Origin of the sequence: Microbulbifer pacificus (assembly GCF_002959965.1) — a bacterium.
GTDB classification, from domain to species: Bacteria; Pseudomonadota; Gammaproteobacteria; order Pseudomonadales; family Cellvibrionaceae; genus Microbulbifer; species Microbulbifer pacificus_A.
The window spans coordinates 1325732-1345475 of sequence record NZ_PREV01000027.1 but is presented as its reverse complement, the minus strand read 5'-3'; the positions used below and the strand labels follow the sequence as shown (position 1 = coordinate 1345475).

The 19744-nt window shown below is 57.8% G+C and carries 14 protein-coding genes; 9 read left to right on the top strand and 5 right to left on the bottom strand.

The window, feature by feature from the left end:
- Positions 1-29: 29 nt before the first annotated feature.
- A complete protein-coding gene (locus C3938_RS16405) occupies positions 30-1961 on the top strand; it encodes an LTA synthase family protein (RefSeq protein WP_105104289.1) in 1932 nt (643 codons plus the stop codon).
- Between the two features lie 31 nt (positions 1962-1992).
- Here the strand turns inward: C3938_RS16405 and C3938_RS16400 are convergent, their stop codons facing one another.
- Positions 1993-3957: a S9 family peptidase gene (locus C3938_RS16400; protein WP_199775634.1), complete on the bottom strand. Its 1965-nt coding sequence runs from the start codon at positions 3955-3957 to the stop codon at positions 1993-1995.
- A 267-nt stretch (positions 3958-4224) separates the two neighbouring features.
- Here C3938_RS16400 and C3938_RS16395 point away from each other — a divergent pair, with 267 nt between their 5' ends.
- Together C3938_RS16395 and C3938_RS16390 are read left to right on the top strand one after the other, a co-directional pair.
- Positions 4225-5097: a 3-keto-5-aminohexanoate cleavage protein gene (locus C3938_RS16395; RefSeq protein ID WP_105104288.1), complete on the top strand. Its 873-nt coding sequence runs from the start codon at positions 4225-4227 to the stop codon at positions 5095-5097.
- A 123-nt stretch (positions 5098-5220) separates the two neighbouring features.
- Positions 5221-6744 (top strand): alanine/glycine:cation symporter family protein, encoded by a 1524-nt coding sequence (locus tag C3938_RS16390; protein WP_105104287.1) that lies wholly within the window; start codon positions 5221-5223, stop codon positions 6742-6744.
- Positions 6745-6749: 5 nt separating this feature from the next.
- On the opposite strand, the gene C3938_RS16385 is transcribed toward C3938_RS16390, so the two are convergent.
- Genes C3938_RS16385 through C3938_RS16375 form a run of 3 tightly spaced genes read right to left on the bottom strand, consistent with a single transcriptional unit; the run spans position 6750 to position 11510 of the window.
- Positions 6750-8756 carry a biotin carboxylase N-terminal domain-containing protein gene (locus C3938_RS16385; RefSeq protein WP_105104286.1) on the bottom strand — a complete coding sequence of 669 codons (2007 nt, stop codon included), beginning with the start codon at positions 8754-8756 and terminating at the stop codon, positions 6750-6752.
- Between the two features lie 24 nt (positions 8757-8780).
- On the bottom strand, positions 8781-9941 hold the full coding sequence (locus C3938_RS16380) for an acyl-CoA dehydrogenase family protein (RefSeq protein ID WP_105104285.1): 1161 nt from the start codon (positions 9939-9941) through the stop codon (positions 8781-8783).
- A 24-nt stretch (positions 9942-9965) separates the two neighbouring features.
- Positions 9966-11510, bottom strand: coding sequence for an acyl-CoA carboxylase subunit beta (locus C3938_RS16375; RefSeq protein ID WP_325027401.1), 1545 nt, complete (start codon positions 11508-11510; stop codon positions 9966-9968).
- Positions 11511-11820: 310 nt separating this feature from the next.
- Between C3938_RS16375 and C3938_RS16370 the strand changes: the two genes are divergently transcribed.
- Entirely contained in the window at positions 11821-12543 is a 723-nt protein-coding gene (locus tag C3938_RS16370; protein WP_105104283.1) for a TetR/AcrR family transcriptional regulator, read from the top strand.
- A gap of 242 nt (positions 12544-12785) precedes the next feature.
- On the top strand, positions 12786-15464 hold the full coding sequence (locus C3938_RS16365) for a hypothetical protein (protein WP_105104282.1): 2679 nt from the start codon (positions 12786-12788) through the stop codon (positions 15462-15464).
- A gap of 14 nt (positions 15465-15478) precedes the next feature.
- On the opposite strand, the gene yciH is transcribed toward C3938_RS16365, so the two are convergent.
- Complete coding sequence (gene yciH / locus C3938_RS16360) at positions 15479-15802, bottom strand: stress response translation initiation inhibitor YciH (RefSeq protein ID WP_105104281.1); 324 nt, start codon at positions 15800-15802, stop codon at positions 15479-15481.
- Between the two features lie 147 nt (positions 15803-15949).
- On the opposite strand from yciH, the gene C3938_RS16355 reads away from it, so the two are divergent.
- The 4 genes from C3938_RS16355 to C3938_RS16340 all read left to right on the top strand — a co-directional run bounded on the left by C3938_RS16355 (position 15950) and on the right by C3938_RS16340 (position 19655).
- A complete protein-coding gene (locus C3938_RS16355) occupies positions 15950-16783 on the top strand; it encodes an ion transporter (protein ID WP_105104280.1) in 834 nt (277 codons plus the stop codon).
- 126 nt (positions 16784-16909) lie between these two features.
- Entirely contained in the window at positions 16910-18055 is a 1146-nt protein-coding gene (locus C3938_RS16350; protein ID WP_105104279.1) for a serine hydrolase domain-containing protein, read from the top strand.
- A 28-nt stretch (positions 18056-18083) separates the two neighbouring features.
- Complete coding sequence (locus C3938_RS16345; protein ID WP_105104278.1) at positions 18084-18311, top strand: SlyX family protein; 228 nt, start codon at positions 18084-18086, stop codon at positions 18309-18311.
- A 693-nt stretch (positions 18312-19004) separates the two neighbouring features.
- Positions 19005-19655, top strand: coding sequence for an OmpA family protein (locus C3938_RS16340; protein WP_105104277.1), 651 nt, complete (start codon positions 19005-19007; stop codon positions 19653-19655).
- Positions 19656-19744 lie beyond the last annotated feature (89 nt).

Genomic DNA, 19744 nt, shown 5'->3' with positions numbered 1-19744 from the left:
GTCAAATTATCAACGGCGAAGCTTTCTCTATGTATCGTCACCGAGCCCTTGTGGTGGTTGCCAAATTCATTGCCAGTACGCTTCTTGTTCTAACGGCATCCCGGTTGTATCTCTGTACTGCATATTTTGAACGGGTTGGTTCATTTTCTTCGGCCCTTGATATCGCCATCAACGGCTTTCGGGTCGACCTGGTGTTGATTGGTTATCTGTATACCGTACCGCTGTTGTTGGGAATATGGATATCTGAAGGATCGCTATCCAGAGTTTTCGGTCGGATATTGATGTTCTGGCTGGTGCTGGCATTGGTTCTGGTGATCTATATGGAGGTGGTCACTCCGCCGTTCATTCTGGAGTACGACACACGCCCCAACCGCCTGTTCATTGATTACCTGGCCTACCCCCAGGAAGTCTCCAGCATGTTATGGCAAGGCTACAAACCCGCTATTTTGTGGGCAGTGTGTGGCATTGTCCTGGCCACATATTGGGGCAGGAAGTTACTGTCCGGCGGGGTGTTGTCGGTTAACTCCGGCGCAATGACAAGAAAGCTCCGGATGTCGATTTTAATGGTACTGGTCTGCACTCTGGCGATCAGATCGAGTTTCCAGCACCGCCCGTTTAATCCATCAATGGTGTATTTCAGTAATGACAACCTGGTCAACGCCATCGTCCTGAATTCAGGATATTCAGTGTTGTATGCCCTGTACAACACGTCTTCGGAAGCTCAGGCGTCGGAATTGTATGGCAGCATGCGCGATGCTGACGTGATTGCCAGTGTCCGCGATGGAGCAGATCAGTCCGGTGTGCGTTTTGAGTCCGATGATATTCCGACCTTGCGTTTGCATCAGGCGTCATATCAGGGGCGGGCAAAAAATATCGTCATATTGCTGCAGGAGAGTCTTGGGGCCCGCTATGTCGGCAGTTTGGGTGGAGAAAATCTGACCCCAAATCTGGATGCTCTTATGGAAAACGGGTGGCGGTTTACCAATGCCTATGCGACAGGAACACGGTCAGTGCGTGGTATCGAGGCCATATTCACCGGGTTCTCCCCGGGTCCGTCGCGCTCCGTGGTAAAACTGGACAAAAGTCAGTCAGACTTTTTCACTCTCGCCGCGTTCCTGAAAAAGCAGGACTACTTCACGCAGTTTATTTACGGTGGAGAAAGTCATTTCGATAACATGAAGAGTTTTTTCCTCGGCAATGGCGTGGAGGATATCCGGGATCTCTCCAAGTTCTCCAACCCCAGGTTTGTCGGCTCCTGGGGGGCGTCGGACCAGGATCTGTATGAGGAAGCGCATCAGCAGTTTCAGCGGCTCAACAGGCGTTCGCAGCCTTTCTTCAGCCTGGTATTTTCTACCTCCAATCACAGCCCCTGGGAATTTCCTGATAGCTGCCCGGCAAATTACACCGCTGAACGGGCGAGCCGCGAAAACGCCGTGCGCTATGCGGACTGTGCTCTGGGGGAGTTTATCCGCAGGGCGGAGAAATCTGACTATTGGGAAAACACGGTATTCCTGATTATTGCGGATCACGATTCTCGTGTTTCTGGATCAAACCTGGTGCCGATTGATCGCTTCAGGATTCCCGCGTTGATTCTCGGCGGAGGTATTGCGCCGAAAACTGATTCTCGTCTGGTCTCACAGATTGATTTCCCTACCACTCTGTTGTCGCTCGCCGGAGTCAGTGGCCGTCATCCGCTGATCGGATTTGACCTGACCAGAGATGTTCCAGTGGCCAAGCAGCGGGCCATGTTGCAGTACGGTGATCACTTTTCCTGGCTGGGCGTGGATCGCGCCGTCATTTTGCGGCCCAGGCTGGCACCCAGGGTTTACACCCACGATGGCCGGCATCTGCTCGAAGAGCTGGATTCGGACAGGTATATCGACGACATAGTCCACGCTCGCGGGAACGCCCTCTGGAGTAATCTGGCCTACGCCAGAGGACTGTATCGTTTACCGGATTGATCTGGTGGGTCGGGCACCGGCGATGGCAACCTCATGGGGAGCGCAAATTGTCGATGGAAATACCCGGGCCCGGCTCGGGCAGTGTGAAACCGAAAATACGGCTGTAAAACTCCAGCTCTCCCTCCAGTGCCATGCGAATACTGCTGGCGGCGCGGAATCCGTGCCCCTCGTCTGCAAAGGTGATATAGGCCACGGGAATTCCCCGCTCGCGCAGGGCGGCGACCATGGACTCCGCCTGGTTGGGAGGCACCACCTTGTCCTCAAGACCCTGAAAGAAAATCACCGGGCATTCGAGTTGCTCGATGTGATTGATGGGCGAGCGGGCGCGGTACACCGCTTCTGCCTGCGGCCAGGGGCCAACCAGCGTGTCGAGATAACGCGACTCGAATTTGTGGGTATCGCGAGCGAGTGTGGTGAGATCGCCAATACCGTAGTGGCTGGCGCCCGCGGAAAACGTATCGTGAAAGGTCAGCGCGGCGAGCACGGTGTAACCTCCCGCGCTGCCACCTTTGATCAGCAGGCGTTCGGGATCGGCCAGACCCTGCTGTACCAGATATTCCGCGCCCGCACAGACATCTTCCACATCCAGAATTCCCCAGTTGTCCCGCAGTCGGTCGCGGTATTCGCGGCCGTAACCGGTACTGCCGGAGTAATTCACATCGAGAATGGCGAAACCGCGGCTGGTCCAGTACTGCACCTTGAGGTTGAGACCGGAGGACGTAGCACCGGTCGGGCCGCCGTGGCCGAAAACGATCAGTGGCGGCTTTTCACCGTCCGGTGCCACAAACAGCGGATTGCGCGGTGGATAGTAAAATGCGTGTACTTCGCGTCCCCGGTGCTGGAAGGAAACAGGTTCCGCGTGGGAGAAACTTTTCGTATCTACCGGCGCGGCGCTACTGCTGGCAACTGTGGAAAAACGATTGGTGTCGGACCGGTACAGCGCGATGGAGGGAAAGTCCGTTGCGCCACTGGTAATAAACAGGGCCTGGCCTTCTGCACAGCTGATACTTTCAAAATCGCTGCCGCTGTGTTCGAGCAATTGTGATCTGCCGGAATTCAGGTCGAGCAGTGCGAGCTGCCAGCGGCCATTCCGGGTGAAGGTGCAAAACATTCGCGCGGGGTCGACAAAACCATAGGTAGACATGCCGAATACCCACTGCGGCGTGGCGAATTCCGCCTCCATTGGCCACAGCGGCTGGTCGCTGCCGGCGAGATAGATATTCCACCAGTTGCTTTTATCGGACACATAATACAGTTGTCCTGCGGGCGACCACTGGGGTTGGAATATGGACTCATGCTTTCCGCCGGCAATCTGTCGGGTTTTGGCGACTGCGCCGGTTTCGTCCAGCTCCGCCAGCATCAGCTCAGTGGCATCCCACGGCATATTGGGGTGATGCCACTGCAGAAAACTCAACTGCATGCCATCCGGACTGAGCGCGGGATTGGAATAGAAGTCTGCGCCTTCGGCGAGCACACTGGTTCTGCCGAAATCATTTCCCGCTAACAGGTCGATCGCGATGATGCGGGCGATGGCTTCGCGGCCGGTTTCACTTTCGTCTTCCTGCACGCAGATCAGACGGTTGCGGTGAGGGTCCAGTTGCAGGTCGGCGTAGTGCCAGGGGCCCTCCGGGGTGACGGGCTCGGGTATATCACCGCCGGGGGCGATACGGTAAATGCGCTGGTCGGCGGCAAGTACGAAATAAATATGGCCATTGCCTACGGTATAGGTACCTCCACCGTATTCGTGGGCTTTGCTGCGCGCGCTCAGTGGCGCGGGGATCAGGTCGTGCGGTTTTTGTGTGTCGTCGCTCAAGTCGCGCTCCACCAGCACGGAGCGGCCTTTTTCCGCTGGGCGGGATTCCAGCCAGTAGGCCTTGCCATTAAACAGCCTCGCTTCACTCAGGCGCACGTTACCGGCGGTGAGCAGTTCTGCGCTGATTGGTGAGGCCCAGCTGCCGTAGGGGGCGACCGTCTTTGACAAGGTGGCTTCTGACATGGGGGTAGACTTCTCCTGATATCCGGCCTCAGAACATTAGCCGGGCATTGTACGTTGCTGTTGATCTGGTACAAGCGGCGGCATCATTGCGCATTTTTTATCGATGGGGCTGTCGGGAAATTGCATTTTCCTCGCCGAGGCCATAGGCTCGGAGGGTCAACTGGAACCAAGCGCGCGCTTGGTTTCGTGTGTGTGGACGAAGTGTAATCGCTTCAGCCTTAACAATTAAAAATAGCTATAAAAATTAACATTCGCCGGGAGAGCCCTGTGTCTGCAAATGTTCCTGTTTCCGATGAAGTTGTGATCACCTGTGCCCTTACCGGGGTATTGACCAATCCTCTCCAGCATCCGGTGCCGGTCACGCCGGAGCAGATGGCGATGTCTGCAAGAGAAGCATATGACGCCGGTGCATCGGTAATGCACGTGCACTTTCGCTCTCAGGATGAGGGCAGGGGGCATTTGCCAAGTTGGGAGCCGCAAGTGGCGCTGTCCATCGCGGAAGCGATTCGCCAGGCGTGTCCCGGCGTCATTCTCAACTTCACCACCGGTACCATCGGGCGCGATCAACAAGGCGCACTGGATTGTCTGCGCGCCGGTCGGCCGGAGATCGCCGCGTGCAATGCGGGCAGCCTGAACTACCTCAAAGTGCGTGCAAATGGCCAGTGGGCCTGGCCGCCGATGCTGTTCGAAAATACTGTGGACAAGGTAGAGGAGCTGCTGGTTACCTGCCGGGAACTGCATATCCGCCCCGAGTTTGAATGCTTTGATGTGGGCATCTTGCGTTCCGTTGGTATGTTTGCGGACGTGGGCATGGTGGCCGAGCCCAATTACAACCTGGTAATGGGTGTGGCATCCGGTATGCCCGCGGACTGCGATCTGCTTGAGATTCTACCGCGTTATATGAAGCCTGGCGCGCTGTGGCAGACGACGCTGATTGGTCGTGAGGAAATCTGGCCGGTTCACAGAAAAACGGCCGAGCTGGGCGGTCACTTGCGTACGGGGATGGAAGATACTTTTTATCTCCCCGACGGCTCCCGGACCTCCGGGAACGGGCAACTGATCGAGGCGCTGGTGCGCGTTGCCGAGGAGGCCGGGCGTCGGGTCGTGTCGCCACAACGCGCCCGGGAGATTTTTCTTTAACTGACCGGGTGGTTTCCTGATCTTGTCTCCATACCTTCAATAGCCTGCTAGTCTTGGACTATGTGTCTATTGACGCGCCAGATTTAAGAATCTTGTTTCCGGATCTCGCTATTGGAGTTGCCCATGGATGCTTTCCTGAATGCCCTGGGGGCGGTGATCGACGGGGGAAACAGCCTCACCTGGGGCGGTATTGGTGGTGTCTGGTGGTTGGGTATTCTGATTGCCGCATTATTGCCTGCCGGTATCTACTTCACCGTACGTACCCGCTTCGTGCAGATTCGGGGTTTTTGTCAGATGCTGCGGGTCATGTTCCGCAGCTTTCACAAAGAGCACGATGACTCGATCTCTTCATTCCAGGCGTTTGCCACCAGTGCCGCTGCCCGGGTAGGGACGGGCAATATTGCCGGCGTTGCGGTGGCCATCACCGCTGGCGGCCCCGGTGCGGTGTTCTGGATGTGGGTGGTGGCGATCGTAGGTATGGCCACCAGCCTGATTGAAAATACACTGGCGCAGGTATTCAAAGAGCAGGGGGAAGCGCCGGGAACCTTTCGCGGCGGGCCGGCTTACTATATCGACAAGGGTTTGGGAAAACGCTGGAAGTGGCTCTCCGTGCTCTTTTCCATATTCCTGATTATCTGTTTCGGATTCTTCTTTAACGCCGTCCAGGCCAATGCGATGGCGGAAGCCATCAGCGCGGCCTGGGGATTCAACCCGCTATTGATCGGTGTACTCATTGCCGTGCTGGCCGGGGTAATTGTTTTCGGCGGGATCAAATCTATCGGCAGATTCGCCGGTATCGTTGTTCCGGTGATGGCACTTGGCTATCTCGCTATTGCGTTGTTTGTAATCCTCGCAAATATGGCGAAGATTCCAGAGGTTTTCGGATTGATTTTCAGCAGCGCATTTGGCGTGCAGGAGGCGGGTGCGGGCGCCTTTGGGGCCGTGGTTGCCAACGGGATCAAACGCGGACTGTTTTCCAACGAGGCCGGTATGGGGTCCTCTCCCAATGTCGGCGCCGCCGCAGACGTAAAACATCCGGTCGTTCAGGGCTATGTACAGATGGCCTCGGTATTTCTGGATACCATGATGATCTGCACAGCCACTGCAGCGATCATTTTACTGAGCGACGTGGAGTTGAGTGGCATGGTGGAAGGCGTGACGCTGACCCAATCGGCTCTGTCCAGTGAGGTGGGTAGCTGGGGCAACAGTTTCGTAGCGCTCGCGTTGTTGTTCTTCGCCTTTACCTCGATCATTGCCAATTACTACTACGCAGAGACGAATATCTTTTATTTGTGGCATACCCGGTTTTCCATTTTCTGCTATCGCGTTTTGTACATTGCTTTCATCCTGTTTGGCGCCTGGGTGGCCTGGAGCGGTAGCGAGGGCAATTTCAAATTGCTCTGGAATATGGCCGATATGTCCATGGGCTTTATGGCGTCGGCGAACCTGCTCGCAATCCTGTTGCTCTCCGGCGTGGCATTCCGGGTATTTGCGGACTATGAAGAGCAGCTCCGTCAGGGAATCCGGGAGCCGGTTTTTGATTCCCGTCGACACCACATTCCGGGTATCGAGCAGGAAGTCTGGAGCGGTGGTCCTCACACTCCCGGAGTACACGATGAACCGACAGCGCGGGAAAAAGGGCGCTGAGCCCCTCAGACGGCGTGCTCGATTTCGATTACCAGTTGCCCGCTGTGTACCTGATCACCGGCATGGGCATTGACCTTGGTGACGGTGCCTTCGCCATCCGCGCGCAGCGTGTGTTCCATTTTCATAGCTTCCATCGTCGCCAGTAGCGAGCCGCGTTCCACCCACGCACCGGGTTCAATGCAGATCTGGGTAATACATCCATCCATGGGTGCCAGGATCAGGCCATTTCCCGATTGTCCCTCGCGTTGAGCCGGTGCATAGGTCATATCCTCATATGTCCAGGCTCTCTGCTCGAACAGCATCGATAGCTGCCCCTCGGAAATATGGACGAGCACCGGTGAGACGACACCGTCAATGTCGATGTTGAGCTTGCGGGGCAAGGTATTGGCAAGTCCGCTGGAGGCCACGGAAATACGGTGGCAGTCGCCCGATTCCAATGTAGCTTCATACTGGCCGACCGGATTCGCACGGAGGCGGATTACATGAACGTCCTCCCCATCTCTCAACCGGTATTCTCTGCCAAGTGGTATTGGCCCTGAGTGCCAGTTGGCTGTGGCACGGGTAACGTTCTCCTGGGCTATTCCCAGATGGTGGAACAGCGCACAGGCGAGGGCGCGGGCCCTGTTTACCGATGTACCGTCGCTGAAAGCGGTTGAAAACTGCTGTTCCAGAAAGCCAGTGTGGGCTTGGCCGGTTGCGAAGATCGGGTGCTCAATGATCTGCCGCAAAAAGGATCTGTTGTTCTGCGGGCCCAGCAACGTCAACGCCTGCAGGGCTTGTGAAAGGCAACGCCGCGCCTCGTCGCGGTCTCTTCCCCACGCCATCAGCTTTCCCAGCATCGGGTCGTAGTAGGGGGGAATCGTAACTCCGGTTGCCAGGGCGTGGTCAAAGCGAACCAACGGCGCTGCGCGCGCGTTTACCTGGCTTTCGGCGAAGGAATTTTCCCAGAAGAGTATTTTTCCGCTCTGGGGGAGAAAGCTCCGTTCCGGATCTTCGGCGTACAGGCGCACTTCGATGGCGTGTCCATGAAGCGCAATCTCCTCCTGGTGCTGCGGTAGCGACTCGCCCCGCGCCACCGCGAGCTGCCAGGCCACCAGGTCGGTACCGCTGATGAGCTCTGTTACCCCGTGCTCAACCTGAAGCCGCGTGTTCATTTCCAGAAAATAAAACTGCCCGTCGCCATCTACAAGAAATTCCACAGTACCTGCGTTGGTATAACCACAGGCCTTTGCGAGCGCGACGGCGGATGCGCCCATTCTGCTCCGAAGTGTGGAAGTCAGAATCGGGGAGGGTGCTTCTTCGACAACTTTCTGGTGCCTGCGCTGAACGGAGCAGTCTCTTTCACCGAGGTGGATACAGTTCCCCTGCGCGTCGGCAAATATCTGGATTTCGATATGGTGAACTTCCGTCAGCGCCTTTTCCAGAATGATCTCGTCGTTGCCGAACGCAGATTTTGCCTCCTGTCGCGCGGATTTCAGCTGAGCCTGGAAATCCTGCTCACGCTGCACCACGCGCATTCCGCGCCCACCGCCACCGGCGGCGGCCTTGAGCATGACCGGGTACCCGATATGTCCAGCCTGCTTTTGCAGCTCGTCGGAATCCTGTGAGCTCTCGTAGCCGGGGATACAGGGGACGCCTGCGGACAGCGCAAATACTTTTGCCTGACGTTTATTTCCCATCAGTTCGATTACATCCGCTGAAGGGCCGATAAAACACAGTCCGGCTTGCTCGCATTTTCGCGCAAACAGTGCGTTCTCTGACAGAAATCCGTAGCCCGGATGGACACAGTCGGCTCCACTGCGTCTGGCAGCATCCAGAATTTTGCCCATGTCCAGATAGGATTCCTGAGGCGAATTACCACCAATCGGCACGGCGAGATCCGCGGCGTGTACATGGGGTGCATCCCGGTCGGCATCGCTGTAGATGGCTACCGTGCGGTATCCCTCTTTTCTGGCAGTGCGGATGATTCGCAGGGCAATTTCGCCACGGTTGGCGATCAGCAGCGTAGGCATGAAGTTTTCCTTGTCTCGAAATACTTATTGTTTTTTTCTCGAAGGTAGTATGCCCATCAATTTGCAGATGATGCCGAGCATCACTTCATCGGCACCACCGCCGATAGCGGTCAGGCGCAGATCACGGTAGGCGCGGTTGATGGATGTCTCTTCCATATAGCCCATTCCTCCCCAGTATTGCAGGCACTGATCGGGAATGGTGCGGGTCAGACGACCGGACTTTAGCTTGGCCATGGAGGCGAGGGTGGTGACATCTTCGCCATTGACGTAGGCCTCGACAGCGCGATACGTCAGGGAGCGCAGACATTCCACTTCCGTCTGCATTTCCGCCAGAGAAAAGTGCACACTCTGGTTGTTGAGCAACGGCGCCCCGAATGCCTGCCGCTCGCGCACATAGTCGATGGTAGTGGCAACGCAGTTCTCAAGGCCTTTCAGCGTGAGCGCGGCGCCAGCCAATCGCTCTTCCTGAAATTGCAGCATCTGCAACAGGAACCCACTGCCTTCGTCACTGATTCGGTAGCGTTTCGGAACACGCACGTTGTCGAAGAAAACCGGTGCAGTTTCCGACGCGCGCATCCCCATTTTGTGCAGGGCGCCGCCAACCCGGACGCCGGGTAACTTGGATGGAATGATCAACAGGGATTTGTTGCTGTGCGCTTTCTCGCCACCGGTGTTGACCAGGGTGCAGAAAAAGTCAGCGCTGGGGGCATTGGTGATCCACATCTTGCTGCCGTTGACGATGTAGTCGTCACCGTCGGCGACGGCGGTGGTGGTGATGGCGGAAACATCGGAACCGGCCCCCGGCTCAGAAACGGCGATAGAAGCAATGGCTTCACCGCGGATGGCCGCACTGAGAAACTCCTCCTGTAACGCTTTATCGGCAAAGCGGGTCAGGGCCGGCGTTGCCATGGATGTCTGTACGGAGATCGAGAGTGGTACGCCGCCGCAGTGTGCAGCTCCCAGCTCCTCCAGAAAAACGGCTTCGTAACTGAAGTCCAGCCCCATGCCTCCCAGTGATTCCGGCTTGCTGATTCCCAGCAGCCCCAGTTCGCCCAGGCGCCCGAACACTTCCCGGATAGGGAAACTTCCGGCCGCTTCCCATTCGTCCACGTGAGGGTTGAGTTCCTGCTCGACGAAATTGCGCACAGTGCGCTGCAGTTCGCGGTGTTGGTCAGTCAGTATCATGACGGTTTTCCTGGGAGTTAGGGTTTAGAACCTGGCGACACCGAAGGTGTTGCGTCGCAACGCTGTCTGATCTGCTTCGGAGCAGATGTCGAGCAGCAAACCGAGAAGGGTACGGGTATCCCGTGGGTCGATGATCCCGTCGTCCCACAGGCGTGCGGTGCACGACAGGGCATCGGATCCCGCCTCCATAAACTGAGCGGTATCCCGTTCGATTTTATCCAGCGTGGTTTCATCCATCTGGTTGGTCTGGCGCATTTTCTGTTCGCTGACGATACGCATTACCTTGCCAGCCTGGGCGGCACCCATGACGGCGGTGCGGGAGTTTGGCCAGGCGAAAATAAAGCGTGGGTCGAAGCCCCGTCCGCACATGGCGTAATTGCCGGCACCATAAGAACCGCCCACCACGATACTCAGCTTGGGTACTAGGGCGTTGGCCACAGCCTGAATCATTTTGGCACCGTGCTTGATGATGCCGTTCTGCTCCACGCGGGTGCCGACCATAAAACCCGTGGTGTTGTGTAAAAAGAGCAGTGGAGTACCGCTCTGTTCGCACAGCTGGATAAACTGCGCGGCTTTATTGGCGCCATTTGGGGTAATGGGACCGTTGTTGCCGATGACCCCGACGGCGTGGCCCTGTATACGAATATGGCCACAGAAGGTCTGCTGATCAAACTCCGGTTTGAATGCCAGGGTGGCGGAATCGTCCGCGATTCGCGCGAGGATTTCTTCCACCCGATAGGGCTTGCGACTGTCGGCCGGTACCACGCCCAACAGCTCTTCCGCGCTGTAGCGGGGCTCGCGCCAATCAAAGGACGGTTGCGTTTGCACAGGCTGCGGTAATGCGGCCACGATTTCCCGCGCGATACGAATACCGTCGCGATCATCTTCCGCCAGGTAATCCCCGGTGCCCGCCAGATTACAGTGCAGTTCTGCGCCGCCCAGCTCCTCCTCGGTTGCGATCTCTCCGGTTGCCGCCTTGAGCAGCGGTGGTCCGGCCAGAAACATGCCGGATTGTTTGCGTACCATGATGACGTAATCGGAAAGACCTGGCTGGTAAGCGCCTCCCGCGGTGGCGTTGCCGTGAACGACGGTAATTTGGGGGATGCCCGCGGCGGAAAGGCGTGCCTGATTGGCAAAGCCGCGTCCGCCGGGGGCGAAGGTTTCGTTGGCGTACATCAGATTGGCACCACCACTTTGCGCCAGGGTAATGAGCGGCAGTCGATTTTCCAGCGCGATCTGCTGTATGCGCAGTGCTTTTTCCATGCCGGCGGGAGAAATCGTGCCGCCTTTGACCGCGTAGTTGTCCACGCGCACCAGGCAGCGTCGTCCACCGACCGTGCCAATGCCACAGATAGCCCCGCCACCGGCGCCGGTCCCGTCGCTGTCGTCGTAGAGCTTGTAGCCGGCCATGGCGCACAGCTCGATGAATGGCGCCCCCGGATCCAGCAGGTGGCTGAGGCGCTCACGGGGCATGAGTAAGCCCCGCCGGTGATAGCGCTCCGCTTTTTGATCTTCGGTGTCCGCGATACGTTGTTCCGCCGCGCGATATACCGAAAGTGCATGTTCCATCGCTGCCCGGTTATTTGCGAATTCTTCCGTTCTTACGTTGATCTCTGAAGTGATGGGTTGCACGGACCGGGCCTCGAATCTGGAGTTGCCAATGCGGATGCGAACGGGGTGGCAGGCGACAGCTACACGCGATGCAAACGCCGAGTTTTTGTCACGTTACCAAGCAAGCGCTTGGTTATCAATGGGGTGGCGCGAAGTCGTCGGACCGTGGCACTATCCTGCCTCTTATTTATACATTCCACAGCGCCCCCATGAGGGTACCTGCAGGTGGGGCCCGGAGGCGCTTGGGGCGGTGTTCTTTTGATGAATTATGGAAGCAATCGATGTGAAAAAGACCGGTGTGAGCAGCGGTAGAGCCCAGCGCAAAGCAAAAGTGGCCGGGAGTGTGAGCAATGCCGGGCGGCTAAAACCTGCGGATGAGGTGCGACTGGTCCAGGAGCTGGTGTCCTCCGGATGCATCAGTGATCCCGCGGGGCCCCGTGGACGGTTGATCAGTGCCGCCGCCAGACTGTTTCAGGACAAGGGGTTTGCTCTTACCACCGTGCGCGATATTGCCGCCGAGGTGGGCATTTTGTCCGGCAGTATTTTTCATCATGTCAAAAACAAGGAAGAACTGCTGTGCGCCATCATGCTGGAAGTCACGCGTCTGGCGAGGGCGCGGATGGCCGCGGCGGTGGATCAGCAGGTGCACCCGCGGGACAGGCTGCTCGCGTGCATTATTTGTGAGCTGGAGGCTATCCACGGTCTGGCCGTACCGGGCTTCCCGCTGTTGGTGACGGAGTGGCGATGTCTTTCATCGGAGAACCAGGTCAGGGTATTGGCGGAGCGGGAGCAATATGAAGCCCTCTGGGTTGAGGTGTTGCAGCAGCGACCGCCCGGTGGTGGCGTTGCGGATGCCCAGCTGGCTCGCAGGCTGTTGCTTGGGGCCCTTTCCCATACGCACAGCTGGTTTAAGCCCCGCGGTCGAGGTCTGACCATGAATACGCTTGCCGAGCAGGCATTATTGACTGTGTGGCCGAACTTTCATCACTGAACATTTGCGATGTTTTAGTGGCCGGCGGTGTGAATCGGCTCGCGTTTGCAGAAGGCGCCATTCTCCGCACGATCGCCTGAGAACTGGTACGCAATTAATCAGCAACGTTTCTTTTACTCTCTCGCAAATTCTTTGTACTCCCTCGCGCATTGAGTCCTGGTCTTGAGCCTTGAGCCCACGCACCTCACCTGCGCTGTCCGATTGGCGGGCCGTAAGTCAGTCATTCGCGGTGGGGAGGCAGCTTGGTCCGGGCCGGTATTGCGCCGGGGTTTATTCTGGAGAGGGAAGACGTGGTGGGGCAGGATAAGTTTCAGATTGTGTCGGCTGGCAAGGTCCTCCAGGCGAAAAAGCCGGATGACGTTCTTGCCGGTATCGCCAGCGCGTTTTCCGTTTCCGCCGAGCAGGCGCGAAAGCTGTTCGTGAAAGGTTGGGTAATCAAGGATCAATTGACGCCTGGGCAGGTGGTTCAGTACCGCACCCAGCTGCAGCAGATCGGCCTCAAGGTAGAGGTCCACCCCGCCGGAAAGTTCGACAACCGGGCCATCCTTGCACGGCTTCAATTTGCCCGTCAGCGCAAGGCCAAGACGACTCCGGTTCTGGTGGAGGCCGCACCGCAAACGGTTGCGGCAGAGCGTCAGGCCGCAAAAGCAGAGGTCACGACAACAGACAGCGGCAAAGCGAAAGCCCGTTTCCCGGTGCAGGATCTTCCTGCCCACGGGCGTCAGGGCAAGTCTTCTCCGTCACGTGGCGAGTCTACGCGCTCCGGCGACGCCGGAGTAAGTTCCACTGCGCGTGCTCAATTGGAAGCACTGTTTCACGCTGAAGACGAGCGAGCGTCCCGGGGGGGAGCCAAATGGCTGTCCCTGCTTCCGGGCATGTGCAGCGCCGCCCTGGTACCGGCGCTGTTCTGGGCACTGCTGGGCCTGTGTCTGTATCAGGCCGGGTTGACACTGTGGACGTTGCCTTCCTCCATTCTCGATGGCTCCTCGGGTGTCGGCACGATCGCGGGGGTGGTGGTGAAGCTTTTGCTGCTGGGCGTTTTCGCGGTGCTGCTGCTCATTCCCTATTTTTTCCCGTCGAGATCTCCGGGAATAAGCGGAATACGGTTGCGCAAGCAGGATGCCCCCGGGTTGTTTCTGTTGCTTGAGATTCTCACGCAGAAATCCGGGCTGGGGATTGCCGCCAGGATGGAGGGGCCTCGCAACCTGTCCGCGGCCAGTGCCACCACCGGCACACTGGTCGAAGTGCTCCCGGGTGCGGAGGTTCTGATACAGAAAAATGACGCAGGACAACTGAAACTGTCGCTGGGGTTAGCTGCGGTCGCGAGTCTGAATGGTGGCGAGGTGCTGGCGTTGACCGCCAGAGCCATGTCTGGGGTTCAAGGGCGATGGTTGCGATTTGCCCGCGAACTGGCTTTGACTCCCGCGTATCGATTGCAGCAGATGCAGGAGAGGATGGAGCAGGAAACGACGCTGTTCGGTGTCGCGGGTGAGGCGGCAAGGGTCATTCAGCCTCTGCACCGGCTGTTGGCCGCTGGCGGCTTGGCACTGGCGCCTTTGGTCGAGCGCCTGCTCAGATTGCATCGCGCGGCAAGTGGGATGCTGGCCCGGCAGATGGAAGCCCATGCAGACCGAGCCGCTGCGCAGATCATCGGCAGCGAGGCATTCTCCACCTTTGCCGAACGCTGGAACCAACTGGTTCACGCGGATCTGGTATGCGGTGAAATCAACCGCGAAGCGCAGCTGGTGGGCAAACGCCTGGTCAATGTACCGCAGGCGGTGCGCTGGTTGCGCGACAATCTGGATGAGCAGACCCGGGCCAGTATCGACATGGCCATGGGGGAGTCGACGGACTGCTGGAATCCGGCGGAGCCTGCCGGACATGAGCGTGTCGCCGCGGTCGAGGAGCGTCATTTCAGTCCGCTGCTACAGCGTATGGACTTTTCTCTGCAGAAGCTGTTCACGGATTTTGACGACCTGTGTACCAAGGTCAGCCGTTTGGGTATGGATGACAGTTGCCGCGCGGTGGATAACCATCTCCTGCTGACCGCCAGTCGCGAAACGGAAGAGGCTCAGCAACTTCTGGCGGAATATTTCAACCGGGTGATTCCGAGGGAGTTTTTGCCGAATAGCGGGCCATCCAACGAAGAATTGGCCGAGCTGGATTTGCAGCAGACCATCGACTGGCTGCGCACCCGCCTGGTTGACCTGCAGGATCTGGAGCAGCGCCTCGCGCAACTGCAGCTGAGGGGAGCCCGGATTCAGCTCGGGACCTCACTGGTGCGCGCGAACGTGCGTATTGATCCGCGCAAGTATCACCTCTCGGGCACCACGCCAGCGGCAGCGGACGAATCCCACAAGGACAACCGCGCGCGCATTCGCGAGTACCAGCTGCAGCGCCAGCAGATACAGGCGATGTTTCTTCAGCGGATTCGCAAGGCCGTTGTGGCGATGGAACTGTCTGAGCGAAATTCCGCCGGCGCGCTGCTGGCAAAGCTTGCGGCATTTGAACAGCTGCGGGAACCGTTGGCAGGGCTGGAGCGCTTGGGCGATCTGATTTGTGAAATGATCGAGCAGGCCTCCGCGGGCGAGTTGCCGGCGGCGGTGCAGCAGAAATATTCGCAGCTGGCCGTACAGCAGATTCGCCAGATGCATCGGGCCGCTACCGGTAACGAAGGGCTGATGCCGGCGGGTTTGCTGGAAAAACTGGCCGCCTGTGGAGAAGGGGAGGTCAGTGCCACCGGAAGTGCTCGTTCCAGTGAGCTCATCAGTCAGCTACAGGCTCTGGAATTGCGTTGCAAGCACGCGAGCGCCGTTGTGCACGAGGGGTATCAGCTACTGCTCGCACGCCTGTTGGCGCTGTGCCTGGCGGAGGAAAAGCGCCAGAAGGTCAAGCCGCTGCGACTCGCCGCGGTGATCTGATGTGGTCGCGGGACTCAGCCCCCGGCCAGCTTGACCTTGTAGTTTTTGGATTCCAGCAGAGCCCTGATCTCTTCGCGTTTGTCGCCCTGAATTTCAATCACGCCGTCTTTCAGGGCGCCGCCGCACCCGCAGCGCTTTTTCAGTTCCGCCAGCAATAGCTTGAGTTCGCCATCGGTACCTTCCACTCCCCGCACACAGGTTACCCCTTTGCCCTTGCGTCCCTTGGTCTCCCGCTGGATCCGCACGATACCGTCACCCTGATGGCGTTTCTCGGCTGTAGGCTCGTCTTTGATACGTCCGCGGTCGGTGGAATAGACAAGTCGGTTTTTGTCGCTCATGGGCTGCCCGTACTTCGGTGATGGGGGGGCAAGGATAGCGAAGCGCCGCGGCCGGATAAAGCGTGCGATTGTTTACGGGGTTGAGAGTGTAGGGGCAGGTTCGGCTAGAATGTCATCGTTTGCATCCGCCAATAAGGAATAGAGGGAATGGCGCTGACTGGAGCCCGCAAATGGCTGAACGAAGTCATCTTTGGTACCGATACCCCCGCGGGTAAGTATTTTGACGTTGTATTGATCTGGGCCATCCTGCTGAGTGTGGGGCTGGTATTACTGGCATCGGTCGAGAGCTGGTGGGCGCGCTACGGTGAAATCTTCTTCGCGCTGGAGTGGTTTTTTACCGCGTTGTTTACCGTGGAATATCTGACCCGAATCTACTGCGCACGGGATCGGCGCTCCTATATTTTCAGTTTTTACGGCGTGGTCGATTTGCTGGCAATTTTGCCGAGCTATCTCGCGCTGATCTTCACCGGCGCCACTTACCTGATGGTAATCCGTCTGCTGCGTGTGTTACGGATTTTCCGGATTCTGAAACTGGTGCGGTATCTGAGCGATGCGAATCTTCTGGTGCGCTCCCTGTGGTTGGCGCGGCGGAAGATTCTTGTGTTCTACGCCAGCGTGCTGGTGTTGTGCATTATCTTTGGCAGCATAATGTTTATCGTGGAGGGGCCCCAAAACGGCTTCACGAGTATTCCCAAAAGCATCTACTGGACCATTGTTACCATCACCACCGTGGGTTTTGGTGATATCACACCGCACACACCCCTGGGGCAGACCATCGCTTCCATGACCATGCTGATCGGTTACTCCATCATTGCCGTGCCTACCGGGATTGTCACCGCGGAGCTCGCCCATGAGCTGGGCCGGGACAAGCAGTTGGCCCGCTGTCATAACTGCGGCCGTGCCGGGCACGATGCAGATTCCGAGTTCTGTAAACACTGCGGTTATAAGCTTGAGGACTTTGAGCCCGCCCATGGCGACTGATGCCGGCGGTGGCTCTCCTTAACAGCTTCATTGCTATCCGCTATCCTTGCGCCCCCGTTTTGACCGGCTGCGCCCCGATTGCCGCAGCCAGCTGTTATCACTCAGTCAGATACCGGATCTCACCTTATGGATATTGAGGGATATTGCGCACCGGGCTTTGAGGCCCTGTACGACGCATTCGCCAGTAACTTTCGCGACCACGGTGACGTGGGGGCGTCATTCTGTGTAGTACAGCGGGGCGAGACTATTGCATCCCTGTGGGCCGGCAGTGCCGATCGCGACGGTACACGGGCGTTCCAGGAGGATACTCTGGCGAACGTGTTTTCCTCCTCCAAAGGCGTACTTGCACTGATTGCCCTGCAGCAGGTGGCCGCGGGCAAACTGGATCTGGACCTTCCTGTGGCCCACTACTGGCCGGAATTCGGCGCCGCGGGCAAGCGTGATATCACCGGCCGGCAGCTTTTGTGCCATCGCTCCGGCGTGATTGCGTTTCGGGAGAAGGTGGCCGACAACCTGATCTATGACTGGGATGACGCGCTGGAAAAAGTGGCCTCTACCGAACCCTGGTGGACTCCTGGATCACGTCAGGGCTATGCGCCATTCCTGTATGGTTGGACCCTGGGGGGCCTGATCGAGAAGGCCAGTGGTCAGTCTTTGATGTCGCTTTATCGTACAGACGTGGCAGCCCCGCTCGAGTTGGATGGCGGTTTCGGTGCCGTGGGGCATCGTTCGTCGAACATTGCGGATGTCGGTCCACTGAAGAAACCGTTGCCCGAACTGCGTGACAACGCCATCGGCCGCTCCATCAAGGAGGACCGCCAGGGCCCGGTGGCCACCGCGTTTACCAATCCCGTTACTCTCATGATGGGAACCAATGGGGAACTGTGGCGGAATGCGTTGATCCCCGCGGCGAATGGCCATTTCAGTGCACGGGATCTGGCGGCCATTTATGCCGATCTGGCGAGCGAAGAGCCCAGATTACTGCCTGCCGATCTGGTGGGAGCCTCGACGGAGGAGCAAAGTCGCGCTCAGGACACGATTCTCCAGGCCGAAGTCGCATTCGCCTGTGGCTTTATCAAATCTGCCGAGGCTCAGGATCTGTACTTCGGCAGTCCCAAAGGGTTCGGCCATCCCGGTGCCGGGGGCAGTATCGGTTTTGCCGATCCGCAAGCGGAACTGGGGTTTGGTTATGTGACATCGCGAATGGGGCAGAGCCTGTTCATGGATCAGCGTGCAGTGGGGCTGATGACGTGCCTCTACCGTTTGCTGTAATTACCGATCGAGAAAGGGGAAGAGCACCGTGAATGAAGAAATCGCGCGCCTCAATGTACGGGTGGACGAACTGGAAACCCGGCTGGCATTCCAGGAGGATACCCTGACCCAGTTGAACGATGTGATCGCGGCGCAGGACGCGCAGCTTCGCTTACTGGTGAGCCGTCTGACGGACATGGTGGAAAAGTATCAGGACCTCAGTTACGAGATGCAGAAGGGACTGAAACCGGGAGAGGAAAAACCACCACACTATTGAGCTGTTCCCGCATACCCTCGTCTCCGACCCGGCGGGCCAATGTCAGTAGATAGCTTCCAGGTGGCCTGCTGGCCACTTGAGCGTCATCACCAAATTGTCACCCCCTGTGGGTACACTCTTCACGCAGCGCGTATTTCCACGCGAATTTCTGGAAATTTTTAAAATTCCCGCTCTTATCCCTCCGTCAAGCCTTGACAAGTTTTTTTCCACATGTCGGCCCCGCCTGTGGGTATAGGTGTGAATGGCCGCCAAGTTGGTACGAAAAGCATTCTGGTGATCGTAAGGTACTGATTTTAAAGGACTAAAATATCGGGGACAAAAAGTGCGCAAATCGCTGGGGGCGAGAGGTGGCGCCGGCTGGGACCGGCTTTTGCTGTTTCATGCACAAAGTTATCCACAGATCTTGTGGAAGAACCCATCGCAGCCAATGACATAAAAACTGCCCACTAGCGGAGTTAACTATCGCCGCCGGTTTCCAGAGGAAACGAAATGGAGGTTTACGTAAGAGGGAACAGAATGGAATGCCGAAGGCGTCAAATTTGGGATCTGTGCAGTAGACCTTGGAAGACTTTGCGCATAGTCTTCGTGCCCAAGGCGAAGGTGGTTCAGCTTCCAGTCAGATAACGGAAGTGATACTGCATTCAACAGCCGTATTCTCACCCGTCATCTGTAAAAGCGTTAGGAGAAGCTTAAATGAAAAAATGGGTAGCAATTCTTGCCCTGGGCTCACTGGTAGGTTGTACCACTCTGGACCCCTACACCCAGGAAAGTAAAACCAGCAACGCCGCCAAAGGCGCAGGTGCTGGTGCGGTAGCGGGCGCTATCATTGGCGCAGCCACTGCCAGCAAGAGCGATCGCAAGAAAGGCGCCATCACCGGGGCCCTCGGTGGCGCTGCCATCGGCGGCGGTATCGGTTATTACATGGACCGTCAGGAAATGGCATTGCGCCAGAAGCTGGAAGGCACCGGTGTGCGGGTCCAGCGTGAGGGCGACAACATCCGCCTGATCATGCCGGGCAACATCACATTCCCCACCAGTGGCTACGAAATCCGTACCGATTTCTACGACACGCTGGACTCCGTGGTTCTGGTACTGAATGAGTTCGACAAGACTGCGATCCGCGTCAGCGGCCATACCGACAGCACTGGTTCCGACGTTACCAACCAGACCCTGAGTGAGCGTCGCGCGCAGTCTGTTGCCAATTTCTTCAGCTCCCGCGGTGTTGCCGCTGGTCGTGTGCAGGCCGTTGGTTACGGTGAGCGCTACCCCATCGCCAGCAACGACAACGACGCCGGCCGCCAGGCCAACCGTCGAGTAGAACTGGAGCTGCTTCCGCTGCAGTAACAGAAAGAGAGGGCGCTTCGGCGCCCTTTTTTGTTGATGATTTTCATGACAGGGGCTGGTGAGTCTCGCGGGCTTCGGATGGTTGAGGA